Below are 24,435 nucleotides of genomic sequence, written 5' to 3'. Positions count from 1 at the left end.
GTTCGGGTGCTAAGCTATGAGAAAGGGGCTGCTGATAGTTTGTCGCCATTTTCGCGGAAACCTGAGTCGGATGAGGTGGCAATGGTAGGAAATTTATGCGCCTAAACGAATCGGAATTGCGCCTCAGGAAATAGTCCGGAGAGGAATTTTTTATTAAAGAACTTATGGTTAAAAACCTATACACTAACAAAGAGCAATTGTTGATGAGTTAAGGTATGTCCGATAAGTGGCTGACTTATGTTAATGAAAACCTGTTTTTCGCCAAGCTGCAGTTGCAGTGGAAGGATACATCCTCAACGGTGGCGGAAAAGCAATGCGCCAGTCGGGCGGCTTTGCGTTTTCTACAGCAGGCGTATGTCGGCTTCTTGAACGAACTTGCGGAGCAGCGACGCATCAAAGTTAAGGTTGAGACGCTTGCTGACTTGGAAGGCCAGTTGGAGGTTGAATCGCCAGAAGTGATCAGCATGAAGCTGGCGGCGGCGCAATCCGATTCCTGGCTAGCTCAATTGCTGAAACAATTTGGGGAAATATCTCGGCCCCGAAAAAATGAAACGCCGCAGAATGAAAATATTATCGCCGCCACGTCAGCTCCATATGCAATGGAGTTAGCAGTGATGCTTGAGTCCATGCAGGCGTTCATCAACGAGATGAGAGAGCACAGTTTTGAGTGGTAGAGGTAAGCTTGAATGAAAGAAACCCTCTCAGGCCTCGACTGATAACAGCTTAGGAAAATGAATGAGGCGCCTGTGGCTAGTTTTCTGATTTGTTCACTCCCGGGTGTTGGGGCGATAGAAAACATGTCAGTGAGAACTTACGAGTAGGAGATTTGAAAATGGCATCAAGCTTCTTTGAAATTGTTCAATTGCCGAATGGCGATTTCGCTTTGCAACCCATGGGAGGCGGAAGCGAACATTTGGTGAAAATCAGCTTCGGTCAGGAAGCCAAGGCATATTTGGCGGAAAATGACGCAGCTGTTGCGCATGCAATGATTAATGCGGCGATTAAGCTGGTAGGAGATATGCGGGAAGAGGCGATTCGTCAGTCTGAGGAGGAAGAAAAGCCGAAAACCGTACATTAAAGGCCCCGGCTGCCCGCGTAAGGGCAGTCGGCGCTTCGTTCCCGGTTAGCGGCGAATAACGCCGACGCCCAGTCCTTCGATGTCCAACGGCTGTTGCGACAGATTCACTTCAATTGGCTCAAACTCTTCGTTTTCCGGCAATAAAAGCACTTTGTTTTTTTGACGCTGAAAGCGCTTTACGGTCACTTCATCGCCAATGCGCGCAACCACAATTTGTCCGTTGTGGATATCGGTCGTGCGATGCACCGCCAGTAAATCACCGTCGAGTATTCCCACGTCCTTCATGCTCATGCCTTTGACACGAAGAAAATAATCGGCGGAAGGAGTAAAGAAGGATGGGGGCAGTTCGCAATACTCTTCAATATTTTCCTGGGCCAGAATGGGATGGCCCGCTGCAACCTGACCGACAATTGGAATCCCCTGATTTTGCGTTTCCGTCGCTGGCAGCCTGATGCCGCGGGAGGCGCCGGGCACCATCTCTATAGCGCCTTTCTTCGCCAGGGCTTTCAGGTGCTCTTCCGCAGCGTTTGCGGAGCGAAACCCCAGACGATTGGAAATTTCCGCCCGGGTAGGTGGATAACCCGTTTCCTCTATATGCTCGCGAATCAGTTGTAAAACCTGCTCCTGGCGCTTGGTTAGCTTAATCACTCCACCCTCCGGCGACCTTAAAAGATCTGATAAAATTCTGTGTACACTATATGTTTATCCATGTCTGTTTATGTATACAGTAATGGTCTGGGCAAGTAAAGAAAAAATGTCTAAGTGACTGAGGTTTAAGATGAAAACTCCAATAGCGGACCACTTAACAAGTAAGCTGTTGAATATTGACCAGCAACAAATGCCTGTCTTGGTATATCGAGAAAAATATACATAGATGAATAGTCTCTCAGGGAGCAGCCTATGGGATCGCGCATTTTGATTATTCAGGGACACCCTGATCCACGGGGAGGCCGGTATTGTCACTCCTTGGCTGACGCGTATGCAGACGGCGCGGAGGCGGCGGGGCATGAGGTGCGTAGACTGGCGGTGGCGACAATGAGTTTTCCCTGGTTGCGTTCAAAACAGGAGTTTGAAGAACAGCCGCCACCGGAATCGATTATCGCTGCGCAGAAAGAAATCCAATGGGCTGAATGTCTATTTATTGTTTATCCGCTGTGGATGGGGGATCTTCCAGCGGTATTAAAAGCATTTCTGGAGCAGACGCTGCGACCGGGTTTTGCTGTAAGCGGTGGCGATAAGTGGCCCAAACGGCTACTGAAAGGGCGCAGAGCGCGTATAGTCGTAACCATGTGGATGCCTGCGTTTATCTATCGCTGGTTTTACCGCGCGCATAGTCTAAAAAGTCTAAAACGTAATATCCTGGGTATTTGTGGCGTTTCGCCGATTCAAACGTCGCTGATTGGCGCAGTGGAGGATTCTGATTCGCGGCCCCGAAAACAGTGGCTGGATAGAATGCGCGGGTATGGGGGTAGGGCGATATAGCCTTTGTTTTAGTTTTTGCCTTATCTGCTTGGCGACTTTGATACAATTTGATGCTTTTCTTAGACAGACCGATAACCCCTATCGGTATATCTTCATGGCCCGCACGGTAAAGTTCATAATCCGCAGCGTACTCTTTCTATCAGTTGTAAATCTCTTCAGGAATCGTAATGACGCCAGCGAACAGATGGTATAGAGCCCCCTTTGTGGTTGGCGTTGTCTTTCTTATTCTCACTGTCAGCGCAATGACATGGTCGAAGGGCGGTGGAGAGTTTTTTAAGTATTTTCGACACAACTCGGAGCAGCCGGAAAAGTTATCAGAATTGCCCCCGCCGCTACCGGCGTACAGTCGAGCAAAAGAGGACGAACCTTACTACGAGGAAGAGGGCAAGTCTGACTGCTATTTGGATGGTCTTTCGGGGCTCTCAGGTGACGAGTTTGTTCTCGCTATATGGGGAATGGATCATGACTGTGTGAGGGACATGGTCTTCTTGGAGGAACAAACTCTTCCCGGTGTATTCTCAGAAGCTAACATGTCCGCCGTGACGCAAGCGGCCATTTCAGGATCATCTTATTTTCAAGACGACAACTTCTATGAACTGACGAACCTCATTCAATACTTACATGCGGGGTATGTATTAGAGAGAAACCGCTCGCGTAAGATGAAGCTATATGGAAAGGCGTTGCAGAAACAGGTTGCGGTAGCCGTCGTTCAAGTCACCAATAATGCTCTGCACGGTGTTATTGGAGCAGATGGCGCGCGATTGGCCGTGTTGTCTTTAAAGCTGGTAAACAGTTCTGATAATCAGGGAACGGTTGTCAATGACTCGGTCGCCTGGTTAGAGAAACTGGGCAGGCTGACCGACGCCAATGGGCGTTATGATTCGGCATTAAACGAGCTTTTCAATATCTACTACAAAGGCCATGACAATGACGCCTTTATTGACATTGCCTCTCATGATCCACAGTTTCCTAATGCGCTCTATCGCTTCATTGTTAATAAAGATTCGTGGTTAGTAGGGAGCCGGGAGTATCTATTGATGAATGCCGTCAAAGAGCTTGGGCGCTTTCTGCAGTATAAAACGATAAAGGATGATACAGGCCACTTCATACGTAATCTGATTAACAGGTATGACCTGAGTCGTGATACAGCGAATGTGTGGAGCATTCTGGCTGGCTCTGTGGATTACTACGATAAGTCGAACTGCAGGCTGTACAATGCCTGCGACTTTAGAAAGCGCGTCGAGACCGTTATTTTGCGCCGGGAGCGCATGTGTGGCGGGACGGTCAGAATAAGGGCTCAAACCATGACAGAGGAGCAATTTGACTCAGCCTGTGAGGCTTTGTCTCGACGTGAAGATATCTTTCACCAGATGCTGAACAGTGATAGGGAGCCCGTTGCTGACGATCAGAATGACTCTCTGGAAATGGTTATATTTAAAGATTCAGACACATTCGTCGATCTGGGCTGGCTTTTGTTTGATTCCGACGCGGTGACTGCAGGCGGCGTTTTCTATGAGGGCGATCCTTTTGATGAGGCTAACCAGGCGCGGGTGCTGGCTTACCAGTCAGAAGAGGTCTCAGACTCTCATCAGATACTGAATCTGGATCATGAGTTTGTGCATTATCTGGACGGGCGATTCACCATGTATGGTTTGGAGTCGGAGTACGTTGAAGATAATGTTTGGTGGGCCGAAGGCGTCGCCGAATACATTGCCTTACAGGATCATTATCCAGATGCAGAAGAAGCGGCTTTGTCAGAAATGGTGCGTTTCTCGGATATCATACACTCTAACTACAAGAGCGATGAGTCACGCATTTATCATTGGGGATATTGGGCGGTGCGGTACATGTTTGAACAACGTCCAGATGATGTTGAACGATTAGCGAAGTGGTTCCGGCATGGACGTTACGAGGACTACCAGGACTGGTTGAAAGATGAGGCGAAATTCTTGGATGCGGATTTTGCGAAGTGGATGGCGGCGATCAAAAAGGAACTGCAGGTCGCCTCTGGCGTTTAAAGTAAAAGCCAAATCCCTGGCGTATTGATTAATAAATCCGTGCTTGTAGTTTCGTCAGCCGTTTCGGCGGGATAACTGAGCGGTTGTAGAAGGCTCTGGGGCGATATCGGTCATTGGCTGAATTGAGGAGATGGCTGCGTCAAACTGTTGCTCATCCTCTTTGGCTTCTACACTTGCGCAGAACTCCATCAGCCAAGCGTACCCGTAAGGGGTTATCTGTTCGGTATAGCGCAGCAATTCCGCGATGCGGAATAAGTCGTTAACGACCTTCTGCGAAGGGGACGTCTGATTCACTGTTACTCCTTAAACCTGTGTTCAATGATGCCCTAAGGGCTAGTGCAATTGTGTTTTTGGAAGGAAATGGTATTTGTCTTGTTATGACGGGGCAAGAGGGGGTATGGTCTAGTCCCTTTTGGTGATTGGACGAAACTTTATCTATCCGCTTGGCCTTATGTTGAGCGCTGACTTTCAATTGCTTATTGGGCGTTGAATTGTAGCCGCAGAGTCTCATCCCTATGGCTGGTGTAGGCATCATCTCCGATGAGATAGAATCTATGAGGTTTTTAGCGCAGGGCGTCCAGCATTCAGGTGTTGAGTGCTAAATATGTCGTTGTAGTTGTTACCTTGGAAATCAGTGCGGGGTCAGGGCTCTTTGGCTTGGAAATAGTCAGGGCGCAGAGGGATGAACTTTCTTGATGCTTCTCCATTTCATATCATCTGTTTAAGCCTTTTCACAAAAAGTCAGTGTCCAAAAATCCGTAAAAAATAAGGTATTACTGACGGCTTTCAGTTAGTTTTGACGCTCTGTTTGTAATGGTTGATAAGTGATCGGCCCTTGATTTATGCAAGATAGGCGACGGTCATATAGAATTGCAGAAAACCGAATTTGAACTTGGCCTCTAATCAATCAAAATGAGGCGACAAAAATTAATCATGCTGATGGAAGGGTTAGACCATGGCGGGACCGAAGCAAGATAAACAGCTCCTGACGATTAAGTCTCCGTTAGGGGCGGATGTGCTTGTAATGAAAAAACTCAAGGTAACGGAATGCCTGTCAGAGCCGTTTGAAACGACAGCGACGGTCTGGAGTACAGATTACAACATTGATCCAAACGCTATCGTTGGTAAAGAAGTTACCATCAGCGTGCATGCGGACCCTAGTAAACCCAGACACTTTTCGGGCATCGTAACACAGATGTCCGCACACCAGATTGAAGAGAACCATTATAGAGAGTACAGGCTCAAGATGGTTCCTTGGTTTTCCCTGCTCAAGTATCGCCGCGATTGCCGGATCTTTCAGGAACTGACCGTTCAAAAAATTATTGATAAAGTCTTTAGTGAATTAGGTTTTTCCGATGTTAGCTGGCGCTTGCAAAAAACATATGAAAACCGGGTTTACTGCGTGCAATATCGTGAGAGCGATTTCGACTTCGTCTCACGCTTGTTGGAGGAAGAGGGGATCTATTACTACTTCCAGCACGAAGAAGGCAAACATACGCTGGTGCTTAGTGATAACGCCAAAGGATATGAATCAGTATCCGAGTCATCTTTGGATGTCACCGACGGCGCTCACACCAAATTCAAAATCAGCAGCTGGGAGCATGCGTACCAGCTTGTCAGCGGAAAAGTTTCTCTGACGGATTATAACTTCGAAACCCCAGCCACCAGTTTGGCGGTTTTTCAGGGTACTAAGGTCAAGCTGCCTAATATCAGTAAGTTTGAAGTTTATGATTACCCTGGGGAGTACGCTCAGAAAGGGGAAGGCGATGGTTACGCCAAGACCCGTATGGAAACATTGGAGAGCGGCTATTCACTGGTCAATGCGGAAAGCAATTATCCTTCGATGTGTTCGGGCTATATCTTCACGGTAGGGGTCCATCCTGACTCGAAGGAAAGCAAAGAGAAGTATGTTGTCGCTAGCGTGACGCATAACGCAGAAGAGGGGAGCTATCGAGCTGGCGTTGAGTCTGCGCCGCATTACTCCAACTCATTTCAATGTGCTCCCAGCACAACCATTATGCGTCCAACTCTGAAGACGCCAAAGCCCGTAATAAGTGGTACGCAAACGGCATTGGTGGTCGGTCCGTCAGCGGATGAGATTTATACGGATGAGTTTGGTCGAATTAAAGTTCAGTTTTATTGGGATCGCTTGGGCAAGAAAGACGACAAGAGTTCCTGCTGGATTCGTGTTGCGCAGATATGGAGCGGTAAAAACTGGGGCGCGCAGTATATTCCGAGAATCGGACAAGAAGTGGTGATTTCTTTCCTGGAGGGAGATCCAGACCGTCCTCTGATTATCGGGAGCGTATACAATGCGGAGCAAATGCCTCCCTACGAATTGCCGGCGAAAAAGACCCATACTGGCGTTAAATCTCGTTCTTCCAAGGGCGGAGGGACAGAAGACTATAACGAAATTATGCTCATCGACGAAAAGGGCGAAGAGCTGATTCGTGTCCACGCGCAAAAAGACAGAGACATTACAGTTGAAAACGACGACACAGAAAGCGTCGGTAATAACCAGTCCATCAGTGTTGTTAAGAATCAGACTGAGGAAGTCGGTGAAAATCGTACTATCAATATTGGTAAAAACGACAGTCTGACTGTTGGCGAAAATCAAAGTATTGATATTGGTAAAAACAAAGATGAAGTCATCGGCGAGAATTCATCGCTGAATGTCGGCAAAAATGTAACAGTGGAGATTGGTAAGGATCGTACTGAGTCGATTAAAGGCAAGCACACGGAGTCCATTACCAAAGAGTACTCTGTTGACGCCAAGAGCGTTCAAATCACGGCTAAGGATGAGATTACTCTGCAGGTGGGTAAAGCCAGCATCACCATGAAAAAGAATGGCGATATCACTATTAACGGCAATAAGATAAATACCAAAGCCTCGGGCGTGATTACCATGAAAGGTAGCCAGATCAAGGAAAACTAATCCGGTAATCTTCTGTATTTGTTCTGTTCATGATCGCGCTCCTTATAGGGGCGCGATTTTTTTGAGCCTTATATCTCCCCGATATACGCGGCTGATCTCCCCCCCTTATTCTTTTTCTGACTTAGGCTCGCCAGAGGGCTTGGTTGTAGTTGTCTTTTCGTTGTGAGGAGAACGTGGCTCTTCCGACGTTGATTTCTCCGTCTGTCTGGCGTCTTTATTCGGTTTGCTGAGATGCTCGTTTTCGGCGACAAAGTGCAGGCCCATTTCAAATGCCTTTTGAGTAAACTCCAGCACCTTGTCAAAACCTTCATCGGATAGCTGACGCGCTGCATCATGGCGGCGATAAATGTTTATAAACTTGCGCTCACGCTCATACTGAAGCGGAAGTCGCCCGAGCCCCCAGTCATTCAGGATGCGCCACAACTCTGGGTTATAGGTGCGCGTGTATTTGAGGATAAAGGGGACGGGATCATTGCGGGCCAGTAGAGCCGCCAAGCGAAGAATGAGTTCGAATGAAATAGTCGCCGTACCGTTTTCGACAGCCTCCCACAGGCTTTTGTCTTTGAGGCTCAAGGAGTCACTGAGCTCATGGATCGTGAGTCCTGCAACTTCACGCAAGTCTTTCAGAGACTGCCCGGCGGCGGCCATAAGTTTCAACTGGTCCTGATTTTTCAGGATGGTTTTGCCGACGCGAATAGAGCTATCGGTGGTTAACTTGGCGATTTTCAGAGCGGAGGAGGTGAACTCGCTGATGCGGTTAAACCAGCCGCTTTCATCGCCTTTGGCGGCAGCGGTTTTGGCTTTTGTTGAAGACTTGTGCGTTGCAGGCATTGAGGCGCTGTCCTTGGCGTCTGTCCTGGCTGATGGAGCGTTGGACTTCTTGGGAATGTCTCCAGACATAAGATGACCTGCAACGATGAATTTCTTGTTGCACTGTCGATTAAAAAGTGAATGAAGTCAATGACGTTAGCAGAAGCCGGCTCTGCTAACGTCAGGATGGGATTAGCTTTTAGAATCCGCGATTTGCTGTTGCATGGTTAGCACGTCCACCAGAATTTCGCCGGTCTCACGCGCTACAAAATCGAGATCTTTCTTCGCGGGCGCTTGCGCCGATTGCTCTTCCTGATACGTCTCGTACTCTTTGTAATTTTTAAACTGAGTTTCTTTCTTGGCCGCGCGCTTCAGGTTGACGTAAGCCAGTTCACGATCTTGCAGCTTTTTCAGTTCCTGTTTACGGATATCTTCACGCAGGGAGATGGTCTTTTGCGCTTTGGTTTCTTTTAAGAAGTCGATTTCTTGCAGCAAAGCCTGATACTCGGCGTTTTTCTCCATGCGGGTATCATGGTTTTTCGCTAAATCTGAAATCAGCGGACTAAAGTTGCCATATCTGCGGTGTGCGACAGCATCGATATGGTCCCAGGGCAAGGCCTGAGGTAACGCATCTTCTCCGATCTCGCTTTTGTCGATAGCGGATGGAATGACGACATCTGGAGTGACGCCTTTGTGCTGAGTGCTGCCCCCTGAAATACGGTAGAACTTGGCTTCAGTGATTTTCAGTTGGCCATGGCTGAGGCCGCGTACGGATTGGACGGTTCCTTTACCGAAGGTCTGCTCGCCAATGATAACGCCGCGTCCGTAATCCTGAATGGCCGCTGCGAAAATCTCGGAAGCGGAAGCGCTCATGCGGTTAACCATGACTGCAAGAGGGCCGGTGTAAGCGATTTGTTCATCAGGGTCGTCGTAAACACGTACGCGGTTGTCCGCAGTACGCACCTGCACCGTTGGGCCTTCCTGAATAAAGAGGCCAGTCAACTGAATAGCTTCCTGCAATGCCCCGCCGCCGTTATCGCGCAGGTCAATGATCAGACCGTCAATACCCTCGGCTTTCAGCTCATTCAGGAGCTTGTTTACGTCACGCGTGGTGCTGCGATAGTTCGGATCGCCTGCCTGCATCGCACGGAAATCGGCGTAGAAGGTTGGGATATCGATCACGCCTAACTTGTATTCGCGCCCGCCACGGTTGATGTTAAGGACGTGCTTTTGAGCGGATTGATCTTCCAGATCCACTTTATCCCGTACGATGTTGATAATACGGGTTTCTGAGTCGTTACTGGCGGTGGCGGGAATAACTTCCAGCCTTACCACAGACTTTTTAGGACCGCGGATCAGGTCCACCACTTCCTCTAAACGCCATCCCACGACATCGACGATTTCGCCTTTGTCGCCCTGGCCGACGCCAACAATACGGTCAGCAGGCTTGAGCTTGCCGTTCTTATCAGCAGGGCCCGCCGGCACTAATCTGACGACCTTGGTGTGCTCGTTATCCGATTGCAATACAGCGCCTATGCCTTCCAGCGATAGGGACATATTTATATTGAAGTTTTCGGAGTTGCGAGGCGAAAAATATTGGGTATGAGGGTCGTAAATATTGGTCAGCGCATTCATATACGCCTGAAATACGTCTTCTGAGCGGGACTGCTTGATGCGGCTCAACTGACTTTCGTAACGCTTACGCAGGCCGTTGCTGATGTCTTCGTCGGTCTTGCCCAGCAAACGTTGACTCAATATGGCGCTCTTCAAACGCTTACGCCAGAGGGTATCAAGCTCTCCCTCGGTCTTCGCCCAGGGCGCTTCCTCTCTGTCGATGAGGATTTCCTCGTCTTTTTTGAAATCCAGTTTATCGACGCCGGTGTCGAGCAAGCCTGTAATGTAGCCCAAGCGACCTACAATGCGTGACTGGAAGCGATTGTAGATGCGAAAAGCGGGATCAAGCTGACCGGATTTAATGGCTCCATCAAGTCGATATCGGTAGTTTTCAAACTCATCGATATCGCTTTGGGTGAAGTAGATGCGCTGTGGGTCGAGATATTTTATGTAGTTATCCAACACCTCTGAGGATACTTCGCCATCTATTTTCAGGCTGCGGTAGTGAGCGTACTGCAGTTGTCTGGCGATATCCCTGCTGGCTTTTTCCTGGTCCGCGGTGGGGGACAGGTTGAGATAGTCCGGGTTTTCCGTCTTGGCTCCAGAAGCGACGGCGGCGTTGCCAGCCAGCGCCAGTGAGCACAGGGAGGTAAACAGGACAGCGTATAGACTGCGGCGTTGTAACAAAAACATATGTTTAAACTTATTCACGACTAAATCCGGGATAATTGTGCAAGGGTATAAATACTCCACAGCTTTTATACAGTATTAACACTTTGATTGTAGGCCAGATACGAAGTTCCAACTAGTATCTATTCATCACCAATTGTAAGCCTTTGCAATAACGGACAATCAAAAGCGAATTCAGTCTGCATCTGCTGGAAATGCCGATGAAGCTTTACACTCACCTAGTTTCTAGAGTTAATGCTGGGTTGCAAAAAAGCAAATGACAATCTATTCATAATGGCCGCTAATTGCCCAAGGTGTGAAGAGGCGCTCAGGATAGGCGCTAGACGCGGTGATGCAGAAGGCGAATGGGTAGAAAAGTAAGAATGTGGCGCTTTTTTGATAAGTACAGGGAAGGGCGGCTATGGCTGTGTGTTTCCCCAAACGATAATATGCACCTGCCAGCGAAAATCGGGCTTCGCTGGCAGGTGCGGCAATATATTGCATTTAGAGTTGAGTGGGCGCTATTCGAAAATAGCGCCTTTCTCTGCTAGTGATACCAGGAATGCGGGAGGCGCGAAGCGTTCTCCATGGCGATTGCGAAGATAATTGGCGCGTTCGACAAACTGGCGTAAGCCGTATTGGTTGGCGTATTGGATGGCGCCTCCCGTCCAGGGTGCGAAGCCTAAGCCGAAGATGCTGCCAATGTTGGCGTCCTTGACCGAGCGTAAAACGTTTTCCTCCAGACAGCGCATGGTTTCCAGCGACTGAATAAACAGCAAGCGGTCTTTTATCTCCTGCAGTTCAGTGTTTTGAGTTATCGTCATGTCAGTGTATTTTTCAACGAGCTGCGGCCACAGGTGTTTTGCGCCCTGTTGGGGATACTCATAAAAGCCTGCCCCGGCGGCTTTACCTTTACGCTCAAACTCACTCACCATCGCGTCAATTACTTGCTCTGCGGGGTGCGGGGACCATTTGCCTCCACTCGCCTCAACATCCTTGCGGGATTGATCTCTGATATGAGTCATCAGGGTCAGACTGACTTCGTCTGACAGAGCAAGCGGACCGACCGGCATTCCTGCAAGCTGTGCGGCGTTTTCGATGGCGGCGGGATGCACGCCTTCCGCCAGCATTGCGACGCCTTCATTGACGAAAGTGCCGAAGACGCGTGATGTGAAGAAGCCCCGACTGTCGTTCACAACGATAGGAATCTTGCCGATCTGCATAACAAAGTCGAAGGCCTTGGCCAGGGTTTCTTGTGAAGTGGACTCACCTACAATGATTTCCACTAACTGCATCTTATCCACAGGGGAGAAGAAGTGCAGCCCGATAAACTTCTCTGAGTCTCTGGAAGCTTGAGCGAGCTGTGTGATGGGAATAGTTGAGGTGTTGGAGGCGAAGATGCCCTCTGGGCGCAACATTGGCTCGCTTTCCTGAGTCACCTTGGCCTTCAATTCGCTGTTTTCGAATACCGCTTCAATAATGAGGTCGCAACCCTCCATCATGCTGACGTTTGTGGTGGGCGTAATGCGGTCGAGCACTTCTTGCTTTTGGGCTTCTGTCATGCGTCCCTGGCTGACCTTTTTGGCAAGAATTTTATCGGAATAGGCTTTGCCTTTTTCCGCAGAGGCTTGCTCTACATCTTTGAGCACGACTTGCAGCCCTTTTTGCGCGCAGGAATAGGCGATGCCCGAGCCCATCATGCCGGCGCCCAGTACGCCGACTTTGCTCATTTTGTGTGCTGGAATGTCTTTCGGACGACTTTGTCCCGCCTTTAAATCATTTAGCTGGAACCAGAAAGTTCCAATCATATTTTTCGCTACCTGGCTGGTGGTGAGGTAGGTAAAGTAGCGCGACTCTATTTTCTGGGCGGTGTCGAAGTCTACCTGCGCGCCTTCTACGGCGGCGGACATGATGGCCTCCGGGGCGGGGTAGCAACCCTTGGTCTTGGCTTTCAGTATGGCGGGAGCAATCGCCAGCATCTGCGCCACCTTGGGGTTGCTGGGCGAGCCTCCGGGGATTTTATAACCCTTTGCGTCCCAAGGTTGCTGGGGGGATGGGTTGGCTTTTATCCAGGCTCGTGCGGCGTTAATAAGCTCCTCTGGGCTTTCGGCTAATTCATGCAGCAGTCCCATCGATAAGGCTTTTTGTGGGGACAGTTTTTTCCCTTCCAGTAAAAGAGGAAGCGCTTTTTCCAGACCCAGATATCTAGGGAGACGGACAACCCCGCCACCGCCAGGCAATAACCCTAAGGTTACTTCCGGCAAACCTAGCTCGATGCGTTCGTCCGCCAGAGCGATACGAGCGTGGCAGGCTAACGCAAGCTCCCAGCCTCCGCCCAGGGCGGTTCCATTAATCGCTGCGACGACTGGCCGTCCCAACAGCTCAAGTTGGCGGAGGGGTTGGGTGATGCTGCTTGTCAGCATGTCCAGAAACGCCTGGGCATGTTCTTTATTTACTTGGATCAGCTCTCTCAGGTCGCCGCCGGCGAAGAAGGTCTTCTTGGCGGAAGTAATAATGACGCCTGCTATATGGTCTTTGTCTTGTTGCAGACGTTGCAGAGTTTCGCGAAAAGCTTCGCGAAACTCTGCGTTCATTGTATTGGCGCTTTGGCCGGGCATGTCCATGGTCAGAAGGACGATGTTCTCTTGGTCTTTTTCGTAGCGTATGGCGGTCATGTCATTTCTCGCTTGTCATTGTCCGGTAGTAGTGTCTGACGCGCTGTTCAGAGTCTTTCGATGATGGTGGCGATGCCCATGCCGCCGCCTACGCAGAGCGTAGCCAGACCATATCGCAGTTGACTACGCTCCAATTCGTCCAGCAAAGAACCAAGTATCATGGCGCCTGTCGCGCCGAGAGGGTGCCCCATGGCGATAGCTCCACCGTTCACATTGACCTTGTCGTCAGGGACGCCCATTTCTCTCTGAAACTTAAGGACAACCGCGGCGAAGGCCTCATTCACTTCAAACAGATCTATATCAGATACCGACAATCCGGCTTTTTGCAGCGCTTTACGGGTTGCGGGGGCGGGTCCGGTCAGCATTATTGTGGGGTCTGAGCCAGTAACCGCTGTAGCTACGATGCGAGCGCGGGGCTTCAGGCCCAGTTGATCGCCTTTTTGCTTTGAGCCGATCAATAGCGCCGCTGCGCCGTCAACAATGCCGGAGGAGTTACCGGGGGTATGCACATGGTTGATGCGCTCAACGAAGGGATATTTCTCTTTTGGCACAAAGTCGAACCCCATCTCTCCCATCATCTGGAAAGACGGCTTTAATTGCGACAGGTCCTCCAGTGAGGTTTCCGGGCGAATCAGTTCGTCTTCTTCCAGAAGGATAAGGCCATTCTGATCCATCACCGGGACAATGGACTGCTTGAATAGCCGTTGACTTCTCGCCTCTGAGGCTTTGCGTTGAGAGTTCACTGCAAACTCATCCACTTGCGCGCGGGAAAAACCTTCTATCGTCGCGATCAAGTCAGCGCTGACGCCTTGTGGAATAAAGTGGGTGCGTAGATTGGTCGCCGGGTCCAGCGCCCAGGCGCCGCCATCGCTGCCCATAGGAACCCGGGACATGGATTCAACACCGCCGGCAACCACCAGATCCTCCCATCCTGAGCGGACCTTCATTGCAGCAAGGTTGACCGCCTCCAGGCCTGACGCACAAAAGCGGCTCAACGTGACGCCTGCCGCCTCATTGCTCCAGCCGGCGACAAGGGCGGCGGTTTTGGCGATGTCCGCTCCTTGATCGCCGACGGGTGTGACGCATCCCATTACAATATCGTCCACTTGTTGAGTGTCGAGCTGGTTGCGTTGCTGCAGGGCGCTCAATATCCCCGCGAGCAGGTTGACGGGTTTTGCTTCGTAAAGGGAACCGTCTTTTTTGCCCCGACCACGTGGCGTGCGAACACTGTCATAGATGAAAGCGTCTGTGTTCATGAATCGTACCTTCTTGTTTTATTGAACGCTGATGACGTTATTAACCTTATGCGAGGGGCCTTTGCGGAGAAATGACAGGAACAAACAACCCCATTGGCGAAAACATCCAGTTTGCTCAGGTATGCGAGCCCGTAATGGCGAGGCGAACGGTCTGGTCTATTATTAATTCGGAGCGACGGCCAAATATGAGTCGTGGCGGTTCGTCCGCTATCCAACTGCAGGTGTGAGATGAAAAGGGGTTAACAGGAGGCGCTATGTCTATTCTCGACAATGTTTATAACTATTATGAAAAATTAGTGTTGGAGGAGCTGGCCAAGCAGATGGAAGGGCGGGAACCTGATGAGGATTTTCTGACCGACGCTGTGTGTGTTGCGTTAAACCACTTACCCGCCCGTTATTTTAGGCACGGTGTGGATATGGCGTTCTACCTCTCTTCAGATGAGTTCTTGAAGATGCAGGAGGAAGTCGTTGGCGCTGTCGCCAAAGCGGTCACGTACGTAAAAGAGGGACATCGAGATTAAGTATTTCTGAGGTTGAGCTATTACGGCGTTTGCCGCAGCCCTCCGCCGCAATGATTAGCGGCGGTGAGGCTTTGGTCTGATCAGTGTGAATCAGTCGCGATGAGGATGTGGTTGCAACTTGACGACAATACCTTCCAGAGCTGTACGCAAACGCTTGTCCAGGTCTTGTGCGGCGTCATTGTCATCTGTCTTGGTGGTCGCCCAATGCAGGACTATCTGCTCAAACTTGCTGATAGGGCTTTCCAAGGGGGCGGATTGCTGCATTCCGGCGGTGAGTCGCTCTACTTGCAGCTGCATGCGCCGGGTCTTTTCCTCCGCCGGGCTTTCCATCTCCGCCAGAATTTCCGCAGTAAGAACAAGATCGCGAGCTTCGTCCTGCGAAATCTCGTTCAGGCTTCCCGCCTGTGCGAATTGAGACAGTGCATTTTCAAACTGGGCCTTATGCGGCGCCTGCAGTTCGTCCAGCTCAGTCGGCCACTCAACGCTTTGGGCGTCTGTGAGCGTCCGGATGTGCGCGCCGTTATCGAGAATGCCTCCCCAGTAGTGGATATAGGACGTCTTCGTACGTTGCTCCAATGCTTTACGGCAGGTTCTAACGGCGTTTTTGAAGCGGCCGTGTAGCTCTTTGCCATGATCGCCTAGATGACCCAAATCACTGAAAGCTTCAGACAGCGACGCCAGAGTGCTTTCCGTACTTTCGTCAGGGTGCTCCGCCAGCGCAATAGCAGCGGTCACCAGCTCTTCCGCTCTTTGTACGTTATGCTGCTGTTCTTCATGATGCTTTTGACGAGTCTCGTTCAGGCGGCCGAATATCTGGTCGCAAGCTTTGCGGAACTCGCTCCACAGGCGTCGGTCTTCACGGTGATCGGTAATGCCTGCTGATTGCCATTCTTTCTGCAACGCTTTGGCTTGATGGGTGGCGGTACGGATATCTTCCTCCGCGATCAAAGCTTCCGCGCGTTTCACGATGTCGGCTTTAATTGCCTGATTGCGCGCTTTTTCGCCGCTGAGGCGTTCATCCAGAGATTTCAGCAATTCATTGAAATGCTTTTGCGCCTGCTTGCCGTGTTGCGGATCAACCGGATAGTACTGGCGCCACTCTTCCCGCGCCTTGCGATTGATTTTGTCCACCATTTTCCAGTCTGGCGCGTCCCAATCCACGGAGTCGATGAAACTGCGTAATTGATGAACAATTTCCTGGCGCTTATTGAGGTTAACCTCTTTGAGTTTTTCTTCCTCGCTGAAAAACTCCCTGCATGGCTCGTAGGCTTTTTCGGAAGCGTCGCGGAAGCGGTTCCACAGCGACTGATCGGAGGACCCTCCGAGCGTACGCCACTCTTTCTGTAACTCACGAATACGCTGAGCTTTAAGGTGCGGCTCCAAGTGTTGGTCAGCCAGATGCTCCATCCGTTCGCACAATTCTTCCTGTTTGGGCCGGGTAGCGAAACCCTGCCAGTCCTTCAGATCCTCCAGGCGCTTCTGCTCCAATCGGAAGCGGGCGGTCAGGTCATGCGCGATCTTGGCGGGAAGACGTTCCAGTATGCGAGCGATGTCCTTGTTTAATTTCAGGGCGCGTTTGACGGAGCCTTCGTCAATCGCATCGCTTAATTGCTGAATATTCTTCTGCACTTCTTGCTTTAAGCGCTTCTGGTCTTGGATATGCTGGGCCTGGATGGTATGGATTTCGCCCATAAGCTCCGCTGCCTTGGATAACAGCGAAGGTCTTTGGTAGCCGGATGGCCATTCCACTTCATCCACCATTTGTCGAATTTTTTTCAGAGTATGGCGGCTATCTTTGGACTCGCTGTCGCCTTTCTCCTTGAACTCTTCGGCCTGTTTGATTGAGGCGCCCAGGTCCCCTTGCAGGTTGCTGAGCTTGTGCAGGCAGGAGTAGTAGTGGCGTATTTCGCCCATCGCAGCCTGGTAACGTTTTTGTTCGTGCTTGCCGACTTTGTGGTCGCGAGTCGCCTCCAGCCAACGATTTTCCTGGGTCTTTATCAGCGCGTCCAAGGCGGATAACTCGCTGGGCGTACTCAGGGGCGCAGCCTGTAGCTTTTCGATAGTGTTTTCCAGCTCGGAGCAGGTGGCGTCGCGCTCTGACTGCAGTTCCTGTGTTTGCGCCTCTTCATGCGCGGTGGCCTTGGCTTCGTCCTCCATCGCGGTGGCTCTGGTGCGACAAGTGTCCAGTGCGGTTTGGATGCGTTGCTGTAAATCGGCGAAGCGCTCGGGCGTTAATGCCTGGAGCGTGCGCTCCAGGGCATGTAGTTTTTCTGGGTAGTAACGTGTGACGTCTGTTTTGGCGTGATTTTCAAGTGTCAGGCAAAAAGCTTCGATTTCTTGGCGTGCAGCGGCTTCTTGCTTTTCTTGGTCTTTTTCCTGCTTCAGCTTGCCTTTGACCAACTGAAACAGGCCTTTATCTTTGGTTTTCGCCACTTTGGCGAGACGTTCCAGGGCGCTTGGGTCCTGGATATGGTCCGCCGCTTTCATGCGGACTTTGCTGAGGTGGTGTTCGGTGGCGATTTTTTCCAGCATTGGGGAATTGTTGTCCCCTAGCGCCTGTAAAAATGCTGGGAGCTGGGTTTCCTCGTTCAGTGCGCCAAGAATCGTGAACAGCAACTCATCGGAGGCTTGTTTAAGGTTTTGGGCGACAAAGCTGTCAAAATTGCTGGATGCGCCTTGTATAAGAGACTGCAGGCGCGCTTTGGCAGCATCCCGAACGACTTTATCTTTGTCGTTGGTGAATTTAAGCAGGTCTTCGATTTTTATCACTTTTTTCAGCGCCGCCTGGCGCACTTCGGCTTCTGAGTCTTTTGCGATAACCTGTTCGAGGATGCTGCGCTGCTCTGGTATATTCCAATCAAGTTCGTTGATCGCGTCCAACCTGGTTTGCGGGTTGTTACTTTGCCACTTGGGCTTGAATAGCTTGTTTAGCAGGGTCGGCATGAAAGGTTCCTGAAAGTTCAATTATCGGGCCTTGAGTTCTTGCGGAAAGACTACTGGCGGCATACTGCGTCGCTACGGACGTGCGATCTGATCACCGTTCGCGCTATGCTCATTTGCGCGACAGCATAGTCTACTCTCGTTGTTGGCGTCTCGAAAGGGTTGGGCGTAAATCCGCCGCCTTTAATAAAACGCCAGACTGTTTGCATACTGATTAATAGGTTTAAGGTTTTATTATGGACGCTTCCGCCAACCCTGATTTTAAAAAAATAAAGCAGGCGCTTTTGGCAAAATCATTAAGATTGCTCGCCCGTCGGGAATATGCCGAGCGTGAGCTACGCCGCAAACTGGAGGCTGGAGGCGCCGATGCAGATGCTGTGGAAGCCGTGATCGCCCATCTGCTGGAGAATAATTGGCTGAGCGATTTACGCTATGCGGAGATTCTGGTCCGGCATAGAGCAGGGCAAGGCTACGGTCCAATAAGAATCACAGCGGAGCTGAAGCAACAGGGCGTGGAGCAGGACTTGGTCAGAAAGGCGTTTGCGGAGTCCGGCGTAGACTGGTTTGAACGGGCTGAGGCGACCCTGAATAAGCGATTTCGAGAGCGACCGGAAACCCCCGTCGAGCTGCAGAAACAGAAGCGTTACCTGATGCAAAGAGGATTTAGTTTTGACGAAATCAATGAAGCGGTAAAGGCTGATGGAGACGAGTTCTAAGGGAAGCTAGAGCATTGGAGGCGTGACACGGAACGGGGCGGGGATCGCTGGCGTCTCTCCTGTCATACCATCGGCTCCTGGCGCTGGGGCGTCTTCATTCTGAGCGACGCTGCCGTCTTCCGCGCTGGGCTGGGTCATCCATACCAGGACGTCGTAATAGCGGCGGATGTTCTGCACATAGTGTACCGGCTCCCAGCCACGAGCGTAGCCGTAGCGAGTCTTCACATACCATTTCTTCTGCTGTAACAGTGGCAGCGCCTGTTTGACGTCAATCCATTTGTCCTGATCCATACCTTGCATTTTCGCCAGTGCACGGGCGTCTTCCAGGTGTCCGAGCCCGATATTGTAGGCGGCCAGCGCCATCCAGGTGCGGTCTGGCTCCGCAATACGCTCGGAGATACGTTGTTTGATGCGGCTGAAGTAGCCTGCGCCGCCGAAGATACTCTGCTCTGGATTTAGCCGGTTCTTGACGTTCATCTCCTTGGCGGTAGGCAGCGTCAGCATCATCAGGCCTCTTACGCCGGTAGGAGAGGTGGCGTATGGACGCCAGTGAGATTCCTGGTAGCCAATTGAAGCCAGCAGGCGCCAGTCGACTTCGAATTTTTCCGACGCTTGTTTAAATGTCGGCTCAAATTTAGGCAGTCTGTCTTTAATATGACTGATGTAGGTGCGCGCGCCCACGTAATTCAACTGATTTACGTGCCCGAAATAGCGTTCCTGCAGATAGATCAGCGTGCCGTCTTCTTTGATTTGTTTGATGAATTCGTCCGCTTTCTGAATGAGGGACATGTCTTCGCCGGGTGGGAATATCCAGCTGATCTGTAACGACTCCATTAAAGGAAAGGCTTCCCGTGCGCGGGGGAACATAGCTTTGTGAATTTCATATTCCCGGGAGTTGACGATGGCGTACTCGTATTCCCCTTCCTCAATCAGGCGCATGATTTCTGATGTCTCCATGTCCGCCGCTTCCAGCCAGTCCATATCGGGAAGGCGAGAATCTTTAACCTGTCGCAGGAACTCTGCTTGCGCCGTCTGTGCAGGGATAATCATTTTGCCCCCAATCAGATCGTCAACCTGCTTTGGCTTGGGGCTGCCGTTTCGAAACAACACCAGAGGCTGAATTTCCAGATACTCGGAGCTGAAACGGAGGCCGGGACTTTGCGCGGAAGCCGCCAGGCGGCTCAAGCCGACAGCGGCCAGATTGGTATAGTTTTGTTCAAGGACTGTGTAGGCTTCGTCAAGATCGCTGGCGACCCGCAGTCGCAGCTCGACGCCGAGGTATTCCGAAAACTTTTTCGCCAGCTCATACTCAAAACCGGCGGGACCGTCCCGGTCTTCGTAGTAAGTGGTGGGGGCGTTGCGAGTGATAACGTGAAGAACGCCCTCCTGCTCAATCTTCTCCAGCGTGGTAGGGCGGCTGCATGCGCTCAGGTTGGCGATAAGCGCTGCCGCGGTCAGCGTCTGAATACCGCTCCTAATAAGTTTGTTCAGGAAACGTCCTGTTCGCCATGAATGAGTGCAGGCTGAAGCAAGCAATATCAGTTCCGGTTATAAACAAAGGGGCTCAATACTTAACAGTAACAAATCAAGTTGCAAGTTAACTGTAGTTAAACTGTGAAAAATCTTGTCGATTTATGTACGAAGCGTTACTGGCTCGGGTTAACCCGCAAGCTGCGCCGCGCTTATGGCGAGACCTCTTAAAAGTGGCTCAATGGCTTGATATCTATTATCATTAGCGCCTCTTTTTTCCAGCCTAGAGGCCATCAGTCAGAGATATGTTTGAACTCCGTGGCGCACCAGCCCTCTCCCCATTTCGGCGCGAAAAACTACTCAAGAATATCCAGGAACAGGCTCCTGAAGTCCAGTCAGTGTATGCCGAATACATGCACTTCGTTGATTTGGAAGGAGACCTTTCCGCAGATCAACGCACCGTTCTGGATCGCTTGCTTCAATACGGGCCACAAGGTCAGAGCGAAATGCCAAGCGGCACTCTGTTTTTGGTTGTTCCCCGTCCCGGCACGATTTCTCCATGGTCGAGCAAAGCGACGGACATCGCACATAATTGCGGACTGACGGCGATTCGCCGTATCGAAAGAGGCGTGGCTTATCATGTTGGCAGCTCAGAACAATTGAGTAGCGAACGCCGTGCGGCGATCGCGGCGATATTGCATGACCGCATGACCCAGTCGGTGTTCCATGAGATAGCGGGGGCGGAGCTTTTATTCGCTCATGCCGAGCCCAAGCCGATGACGACCGTCGATATCCTGGCTGATGGCCGTGACGCGTTGGCGGGGGCTAACCGCTCAATGGGGCTGGCTCTGGCGGAAGACGAAATAGATTATCTCACCAGCGCTTTCACTGAATTGGGGCGCAATCCAACGGATGTTGAGCTGATGATGTTCGCTCAGGCGAATTCAGAACACTGTCGCCACAAGATCTTTAATGCGACCTGGGAAATCGACGGCGAAGCTCAGTCCCACTCGCTGTTTGGCATGATTCGCAACACTTATGAGCAGGGCGGCGAAGACGTGCTCTCCGCCTATAGAGATAACGCAGCAGTAATTAAAGGCGGTCAGGGAGGGCGTTTCTTCCCTGATCACCGAACCAAGGTTTATGGATATAACGTTGAAGATATCCATATCCTTATGAAGGTGGAGACTCACAACCACCCAACAGCTATTTCTCCCTTCGCCGGCGCTTCAACGGGGTCCGGTGGAGAAATTCGCGATGAAGGCGCTACTGGTATTGGCGCCAAGCCCAAGGCTGGCCTGACCGGCTTCACCGTTTCCAACCTTAATATTCCTGGCTACAGGCAGCCATGGGAAGGCGATTACGGCAAACCGGAACGAATTGTGTCCGCTTTGCAAATCATGCTGGATGGTCCCATTGGCGGTGCGGCGTTTAACAATGAGTTTGGCCGGCCGGCGTTGTGTGGATACTTCCGTACCTATGAAGAACAGGTGCCTGGCGTGAACGGTATTGAATGGCGGGGTTACCACAAGCCGATCATGATCGCTGGCGGCATGGGCAACATTCGCGCTTCCCATGTGGAAAAGAAAGATATTCCTGTCGACGCCAAGCTGATCGTATTGGGTGGCCCTGCAATGTTGATCGGTCTGGGTGGTGGAGCCGCGTCTTCTATGGACAGCGGCGCTGGCCAGGAGGATCTCGACTTCGCCTCTGTACAACGGGATAACCCGGAAATGGAGAGACGTTGTCAGGAAGTGATCGATCGCTGCTGGCAGCTGGGGGATGACAACCCGATTCTGTTTATCCATGACGTTGGCGCGGGCGGGTTGTCCAACGCGTTGCCTGAACTGGTGAAAGATGGCGGTCGCGGCGGATTGTTCGAACTGCGTGATGTGCCTAACGATGAGCCTGGCATGTCGCCGCTGGAAATCTGGTGTAACGAGTCTCAAGAGCGTTACGTCATGGCGGTTGCGGAGCAGGACATGGAGTTGTTTGATCAGCTCTGTCGACGTGAGCGTTGTCCATATGCAGTCGTAGGCTCTGCGACGGAAGAACTGAAGATTCAAGTCTCTGACGAATATTTTGCGAACAGTCCGGTGGATCTTCCAATGTCGGTTCTGTTTGGCAAGCCGCCAAAAATGCATCGCACAATAGAGCGGAAGAGCTTCACTAAGCCCATTTTTGATTCCACTGCCCTGGATCTCAAAGAGGCGGCGGAGAGAATTCTCCGGTTGCCCAGCGTCGCGTCCAAGAGCTTTTTAATCACCATCGGCGACCGCTCTGTGACGGGGATGGTTTCCAGAGACCAGATGGTTGGCCCATGGCAGGCGCCGGTTTCCGATGTGGCGGTGACGACTGCAAGTTTTGACACCTATCGCGGTGAAGCGATGGCGATGGGCGAAAGAACGCCGATTGCGTTGATTGACCCTCCTTCGTCCGGTCGTATGGCGGTAGGTGAGACGATTACTAACCTCGCCGCTGCAAAAATAGAAAAGCTATCAGACATTAAACTGTCTGCGAACTGGATGGCTGCAGCCGGACATCCCGGCGAAGACGAAGCTTTGTTCGAAACGGTCAAAGCGGTAGGTATGGAGCTGTGTCCTAAATTAGGCATCACTATTCCTGTGGGCAAAGACTCCATGTCCATGAAGACGGTATGGGAGGAGGGCGAAAAGCAGAAGTCCATGACTGCGCCTCTGTCTCTGATAGTCAGTGGTTTCGCGCCGGTTGAGGATGTACGCAAGACATTGACGCCGCAAATGGATTTGTCCGCGCCATCCAAGCTGTTACTTATAGACTTGGGTGCAGGTAAGAATCGACTGGGCGGTTCTGCGTTGGCGCAGGTCTATCGTTCCGTCGGCGCAGTGGCTCCAGATTTGGATAACCCTGAAGAGTTAGCGGCCTTTTTCGCTTGCATCCAGAAGCTGAACAGCGAAGGCAAACTCAAAGCTTATCATGACCGTTCCGACGGTGGTGTTTTCACAACCTTATGTGAAATGGCGTTCGCCAGCCGCTGCGGTATGACTATTTGCTTTGACGGTTTGGTAAAGGATCGTACTCATATTGCGCGCGAGTTGTTTAATGAAGAGCTCGGCGCTGTAGTGCAGGTATCCGAAGAGCATGTTGAGGATGTGAAGGCCTGTTTTGCTGATGCGGGATTGGCGGATCATGTTGTTGTATTGGGCGAACCTCATGCGGATCAATCAGTTAAATTCCAGCATGAAGGAGGAACCGTTCTTGGCTATAGCCGGGCGGTGTTGCAAAAGATCTGGGCCGAGACCAGCTACCGTATGCAGGCCATGCGGGATAACAGCGAATGCGCGGCCGAAGAGTTTGCCGCCATTGATGATGATAACGATCCGGGCTTGAGCGCCAAGCTTACTTACGACGTCAACGAAGATATTGCTGCGCCTTTCGTTAATCGCGGCGCCAAGCCAAAAATTGTGGTCCTGCGAGAGCAGGGCGTTAATAGTCAGGCTGAAATGGCGGCGGCGTTCGATAGAGCGGGCTTCAGCGCGGTTGACGTGCATATGAGCGATATCCTGTCCGGCACTGTCTCTCTGAGCCAGTTCAAAGCCTTGGCTGCGTGCGGCGGCTTCTCATTTGGCGACGTGTTGGGCGCGGGTGAGGGATGGGCTAAATCCATTCTGTTTAATGCTCGTGCAAGAGAGCAGTTCGAGGCGTTTTTCCATCGCAAAGACACCTTCGCACTGGGCGTCTGTAACGGTTGTCAGATGATTTCCAACCTGAAAGAGCTGATTCCAGGCGCAGATTCCTGGCCGCGCTTTGTGCGTAACCGCTCTGAACAGTACGAAGCTCGTGTTGCCATGGTGGAAGTGTTGGACTCTCCGTCCATACTGTTCCAAGGTATGGTCGGCTCCATGATGCCTATCGCAGTGGCGCACGGAGAGGGTCTGGCGGAAGTGAATCCTGAAGGCGCATCGGCTTTAATGGCTCAGAAAAATGTGGCGCTGCGGTTTGTGGATAACTATGGCCGACCCACCATGTCGCATCCGTTTAACCCTAACGGCTCTCCGCTGGGCATTACCTCGGTGTGTAATGATGATGGGCGTATCACTGTTATGATGCCGCATCCAGAAAGAGTGTTCCGCGCCGTTGCTAACTCCTGGCGTCCTTCCGCTTGGAGTGAGGATGGCGCCTGGATGAGGATGTTCCGTAACGCGAGGGTTTGGCTGGGTTAATTCCAGAGTGAAATGATGATGTTTAAGGGCGGGAGACACTTGTCTCCGC

General features: G+C 51.3%; 16 protein-coding genes. 8 read left to right on the top strand and 8 right to left on the bottom strand.

Features of this window, described 5'->3' with window-relative positions; genetic code table 11:
* Positions 1-215: 215 nt before the first annotated feature.
* Both EUZ85_RS23090 and EUZ85_RS23085 read left to right on the top strand, forming a co-directional pair.
* The gene (locus EUZ85_RS23090; protein WP_127972359.1) at positions 216-674 is read left to right on the top strand and encodes a DUF6586 family protein; all 459 of its coding nucleotides are present in this window, start codon (positions 216-218) and stop codon (positions 672-674) included.
* Positions 675-832: 158 nt separating this feature from the next.
* On the top strand, positions 833-1,078 hold the full coding sequence (locus EUZ85_RS23085) for a hypothetical protein (protein ID WP_127972357.1): 246 nt from the start codon (positions 833-835) through the stop codon (positions 1,076-1,078).
* Between the two features lie 45 nt (positions 1,079-1,123).
* Here EUZ85_RS23085 and lexA read toward each other — a convergent pair whose 3' ends face one another.
* Positions 1,124-1,726: a transcriptional repressor LexA gene (gene lexA, locus EUZ85_RS23080; RefSeq protein WP_206617935.1), complete on the bottom strand. Its 603-nt coding sequence runs from the start codon at positions 1,724-1,726 to the stop codon at positions 1,124-1,126.
* A 252-nt stretch (positions 1,727-1,978) separates the two neighbouring features.
* On the opposite strand from lexA, the gene EUZ85_RS23075 reads away from it, so the two are divergent.
* Both EUZ85_RS23075 and EUZ85_RS23070 read left to right on the top strand, forming a co-directional pair.
* On the top strand, positions 1,979-2,560 hold the full coding sequence (locus EUZ85_RS23075; protein WP_127972355.1) for an NAD(P)H-dependent oxidoreductase: 582 nt from the start codon (positions 1,979-1,981) through the stop codon (positions 2,558-2,560).
* Between the two features lie 167 nt (positions 2,561-2,727).
* On the top strand, positions 2,728-4,578 hold the full coding sequence (locus EUZ85_RS23070; protein ID WP_127972353.1) for a collagenase: 1,851 nt from the start codon (positions 2,728-2,730) through the stop codon (positions 4,576-4,578).
* A 54-nt stretch (positions 4,579-4,632) separates the two neighbouring features.
* Here the strand turns inward: EUZ85_RS23070 and EUZ85_RS23065 are convergent, their stop codons facing one another.
* Positions 4,633-4,872, bottom strand: coding sequence for a hypothetical protein (locus tag EUZ85_RS23065; protein WP_127972351.1), 240 nt, complete (start codon positions 4,870-4,872; stop codon positions 4,633-4,635).
* 661 nt (positions 4,873-5,533) lie between these two features.
* Here EUZ85_RS23065 and tssI point away from each other — a divergent pair.
* On the top strand, positions 5,534-7,513 hold the full coding sequence (tssI, locus tag EUZ85_RS23060; RefSeq protein ID WP_127972349.1) for a type VI secretion system tip protein VgrG: 1,980 nt from the start codon (positions 5,534-5,536) through the stop codon (positions 7,511-7,513).
* 105 nt (positions 7,514-7,618) lie between these two features.
* On the opposite strand, the gene EUZ85_RS23055 is transcribed toward tssI, so the two are convergent.
* The 4 genes from EUZ85_RS23055 to EUZ85_RS23040 form a co-directional block, all read right to left on the bottom strand.
* The gene (locus EUZ85_RS23055; protein WP_241566836.1) at positions 7,619-8,413 is read right to left on the bottom strand and encodes an XRE family transcriptional regulator; all 795 of its coding nucleotides are present in this window, start codon (positions 8,411-8,413) and stop codon (positions 7,619-7,621) included.
* A gap of 102 nt (positions 8,414-8,515) precedes the next feature.
* Complete coding sequence (locus EUZ85_RS23050; RefSeq protein ID WP_241566835.1) at positions 8,516-10,648, bottom strand: carboxy terminal-processing peptidase; 2,133 nt, start codon at positions 10,646-10,648, stop codon at positions 8,516-8,518.
* Between the two features lie 479 nt (positions 10,649-11,127).
* A complete protein-coding gene (locus EUZ85_RS23045; RefSeq protein WP_127972345.1) occupies positions 11,128-13,281 on the bottom strand; it encodes a 3-hydroxyacyl-CoA dehydrogenase NAD-binding domain-containing protein in 2,154 nt (717 codons plus the stop codon).
* Positions 13,282-13,328: 47 nt separating this feature from the next.
* Positions 13,329-14,537: an acetyl-CoA C-acetyltransferase gene (locus EUZ85_RS23040; protein ID WP_127972343.1), complete on the bottom strand. Its 1,209-nt coding sequence runs from the start codon at positions 14,535-14,537 to the stop codon at positions 13,329-13,331.
* Between the two features lie 254 nt (positions 14,538-14,791).
* Here EUZ85_RS23040 and EUZ85_RS23035 point away from each other — a divergent pair, with 254 nt between their 5' ends.
* Positions 14,792-15,058 (top strand): late competence development ComFB family protein, encoded by a 267-nt coding sequence (locus EUZ85_RS23035; RefSeq protein ID WP_127972341.1) that lies wholly within the window; start codon positions 14,792-14,794, stop codon positions 15,056-15,058.
* Positions 15,059-15,148: 90 nt separating this feature from the next.
* Here the strand turns inward: EUZ85_RS23035 and EUZ85_RS23030 are convergent, their stop codons facing one another.
* Positions 15,149-18,001 carry a DUF349 domain-containing protein gene (locus EUZ85_RS23030; RefSeq protein WP_127972339.1) on the bottom strand — a complete coding sequence of 951 codons (2,853 nt, stop codon included), beginning with the start codon at positions 17,999-18,001 and terminating at the stop codon, positions 15,149-15,151.
* Positions 18,002-18,282: 281 nt separating this feature from the next.
* On the opposite strand from EUZ85_RS23030, the gene EUZ85_RS23025 reads away from it, so the two are divergent.
* On the top strand, positions 18,283-18,714 hold the full coding sequence (locus tag EUZ85_RS23025) for a regulatory protein RecX (RefSeq protein ID WP_164887326.1): 432 nt from the start codon (positions 18,283-18,285) through the stop codon (positions 18,712-18,714).
* 6 nt (positions 18,715-18,720) lie between these two features.
* Here EUZ85_RS23025 and mltF read toward each other — a convergent pair whose 3' ends face one another.
* The gene (mltF, locus tag EUZ85_RS23020) at positions 18,721-20,250 is read right to left on the bottom strand and encodes a membrane-bound lytic murein transglycosylase MltF (protein WP_127972335.1); all 1,530 of its coding nucleotides are present in this window, start codon (positions 20,248-20,250) and stop codon (positions 18,721-18,723) included.
* Positions 20,251-20,489: 239 nt separating this feature from the next.
* On the opposite strand from mltF, the gene purL reads away from it, so the two are divergent.
* Positions 20,490-24,386 carry a phosphoribosylformylglycinamidine synthase gene (gene purL / locus EUZ85_RS23015; protein ID WP_127972333.1) on the top strand — a complete coding sequence of 1,299 codons (3,897 nt, stop codon included), beginning with the start codon at positions 20,490-20,492 and terminating at the stop codon, positions 24,384-24,386.
* Positions 24,387-24,435 lie beyond the last annotated feature (49 nt).

This window comes from Hahella sp. KA22 (assembly GCF_004135205.1).
Classification (GTDB): Bacteria; Pseudomonadota; Gammaproteobacteria; order Pseudomonadales; family Oleiphilaceae; genus Hahella.
Note: the sequence above shows the minus strand (reverse complement) of the source record. Positions and strands in the feature narration are given on the sequence as shown.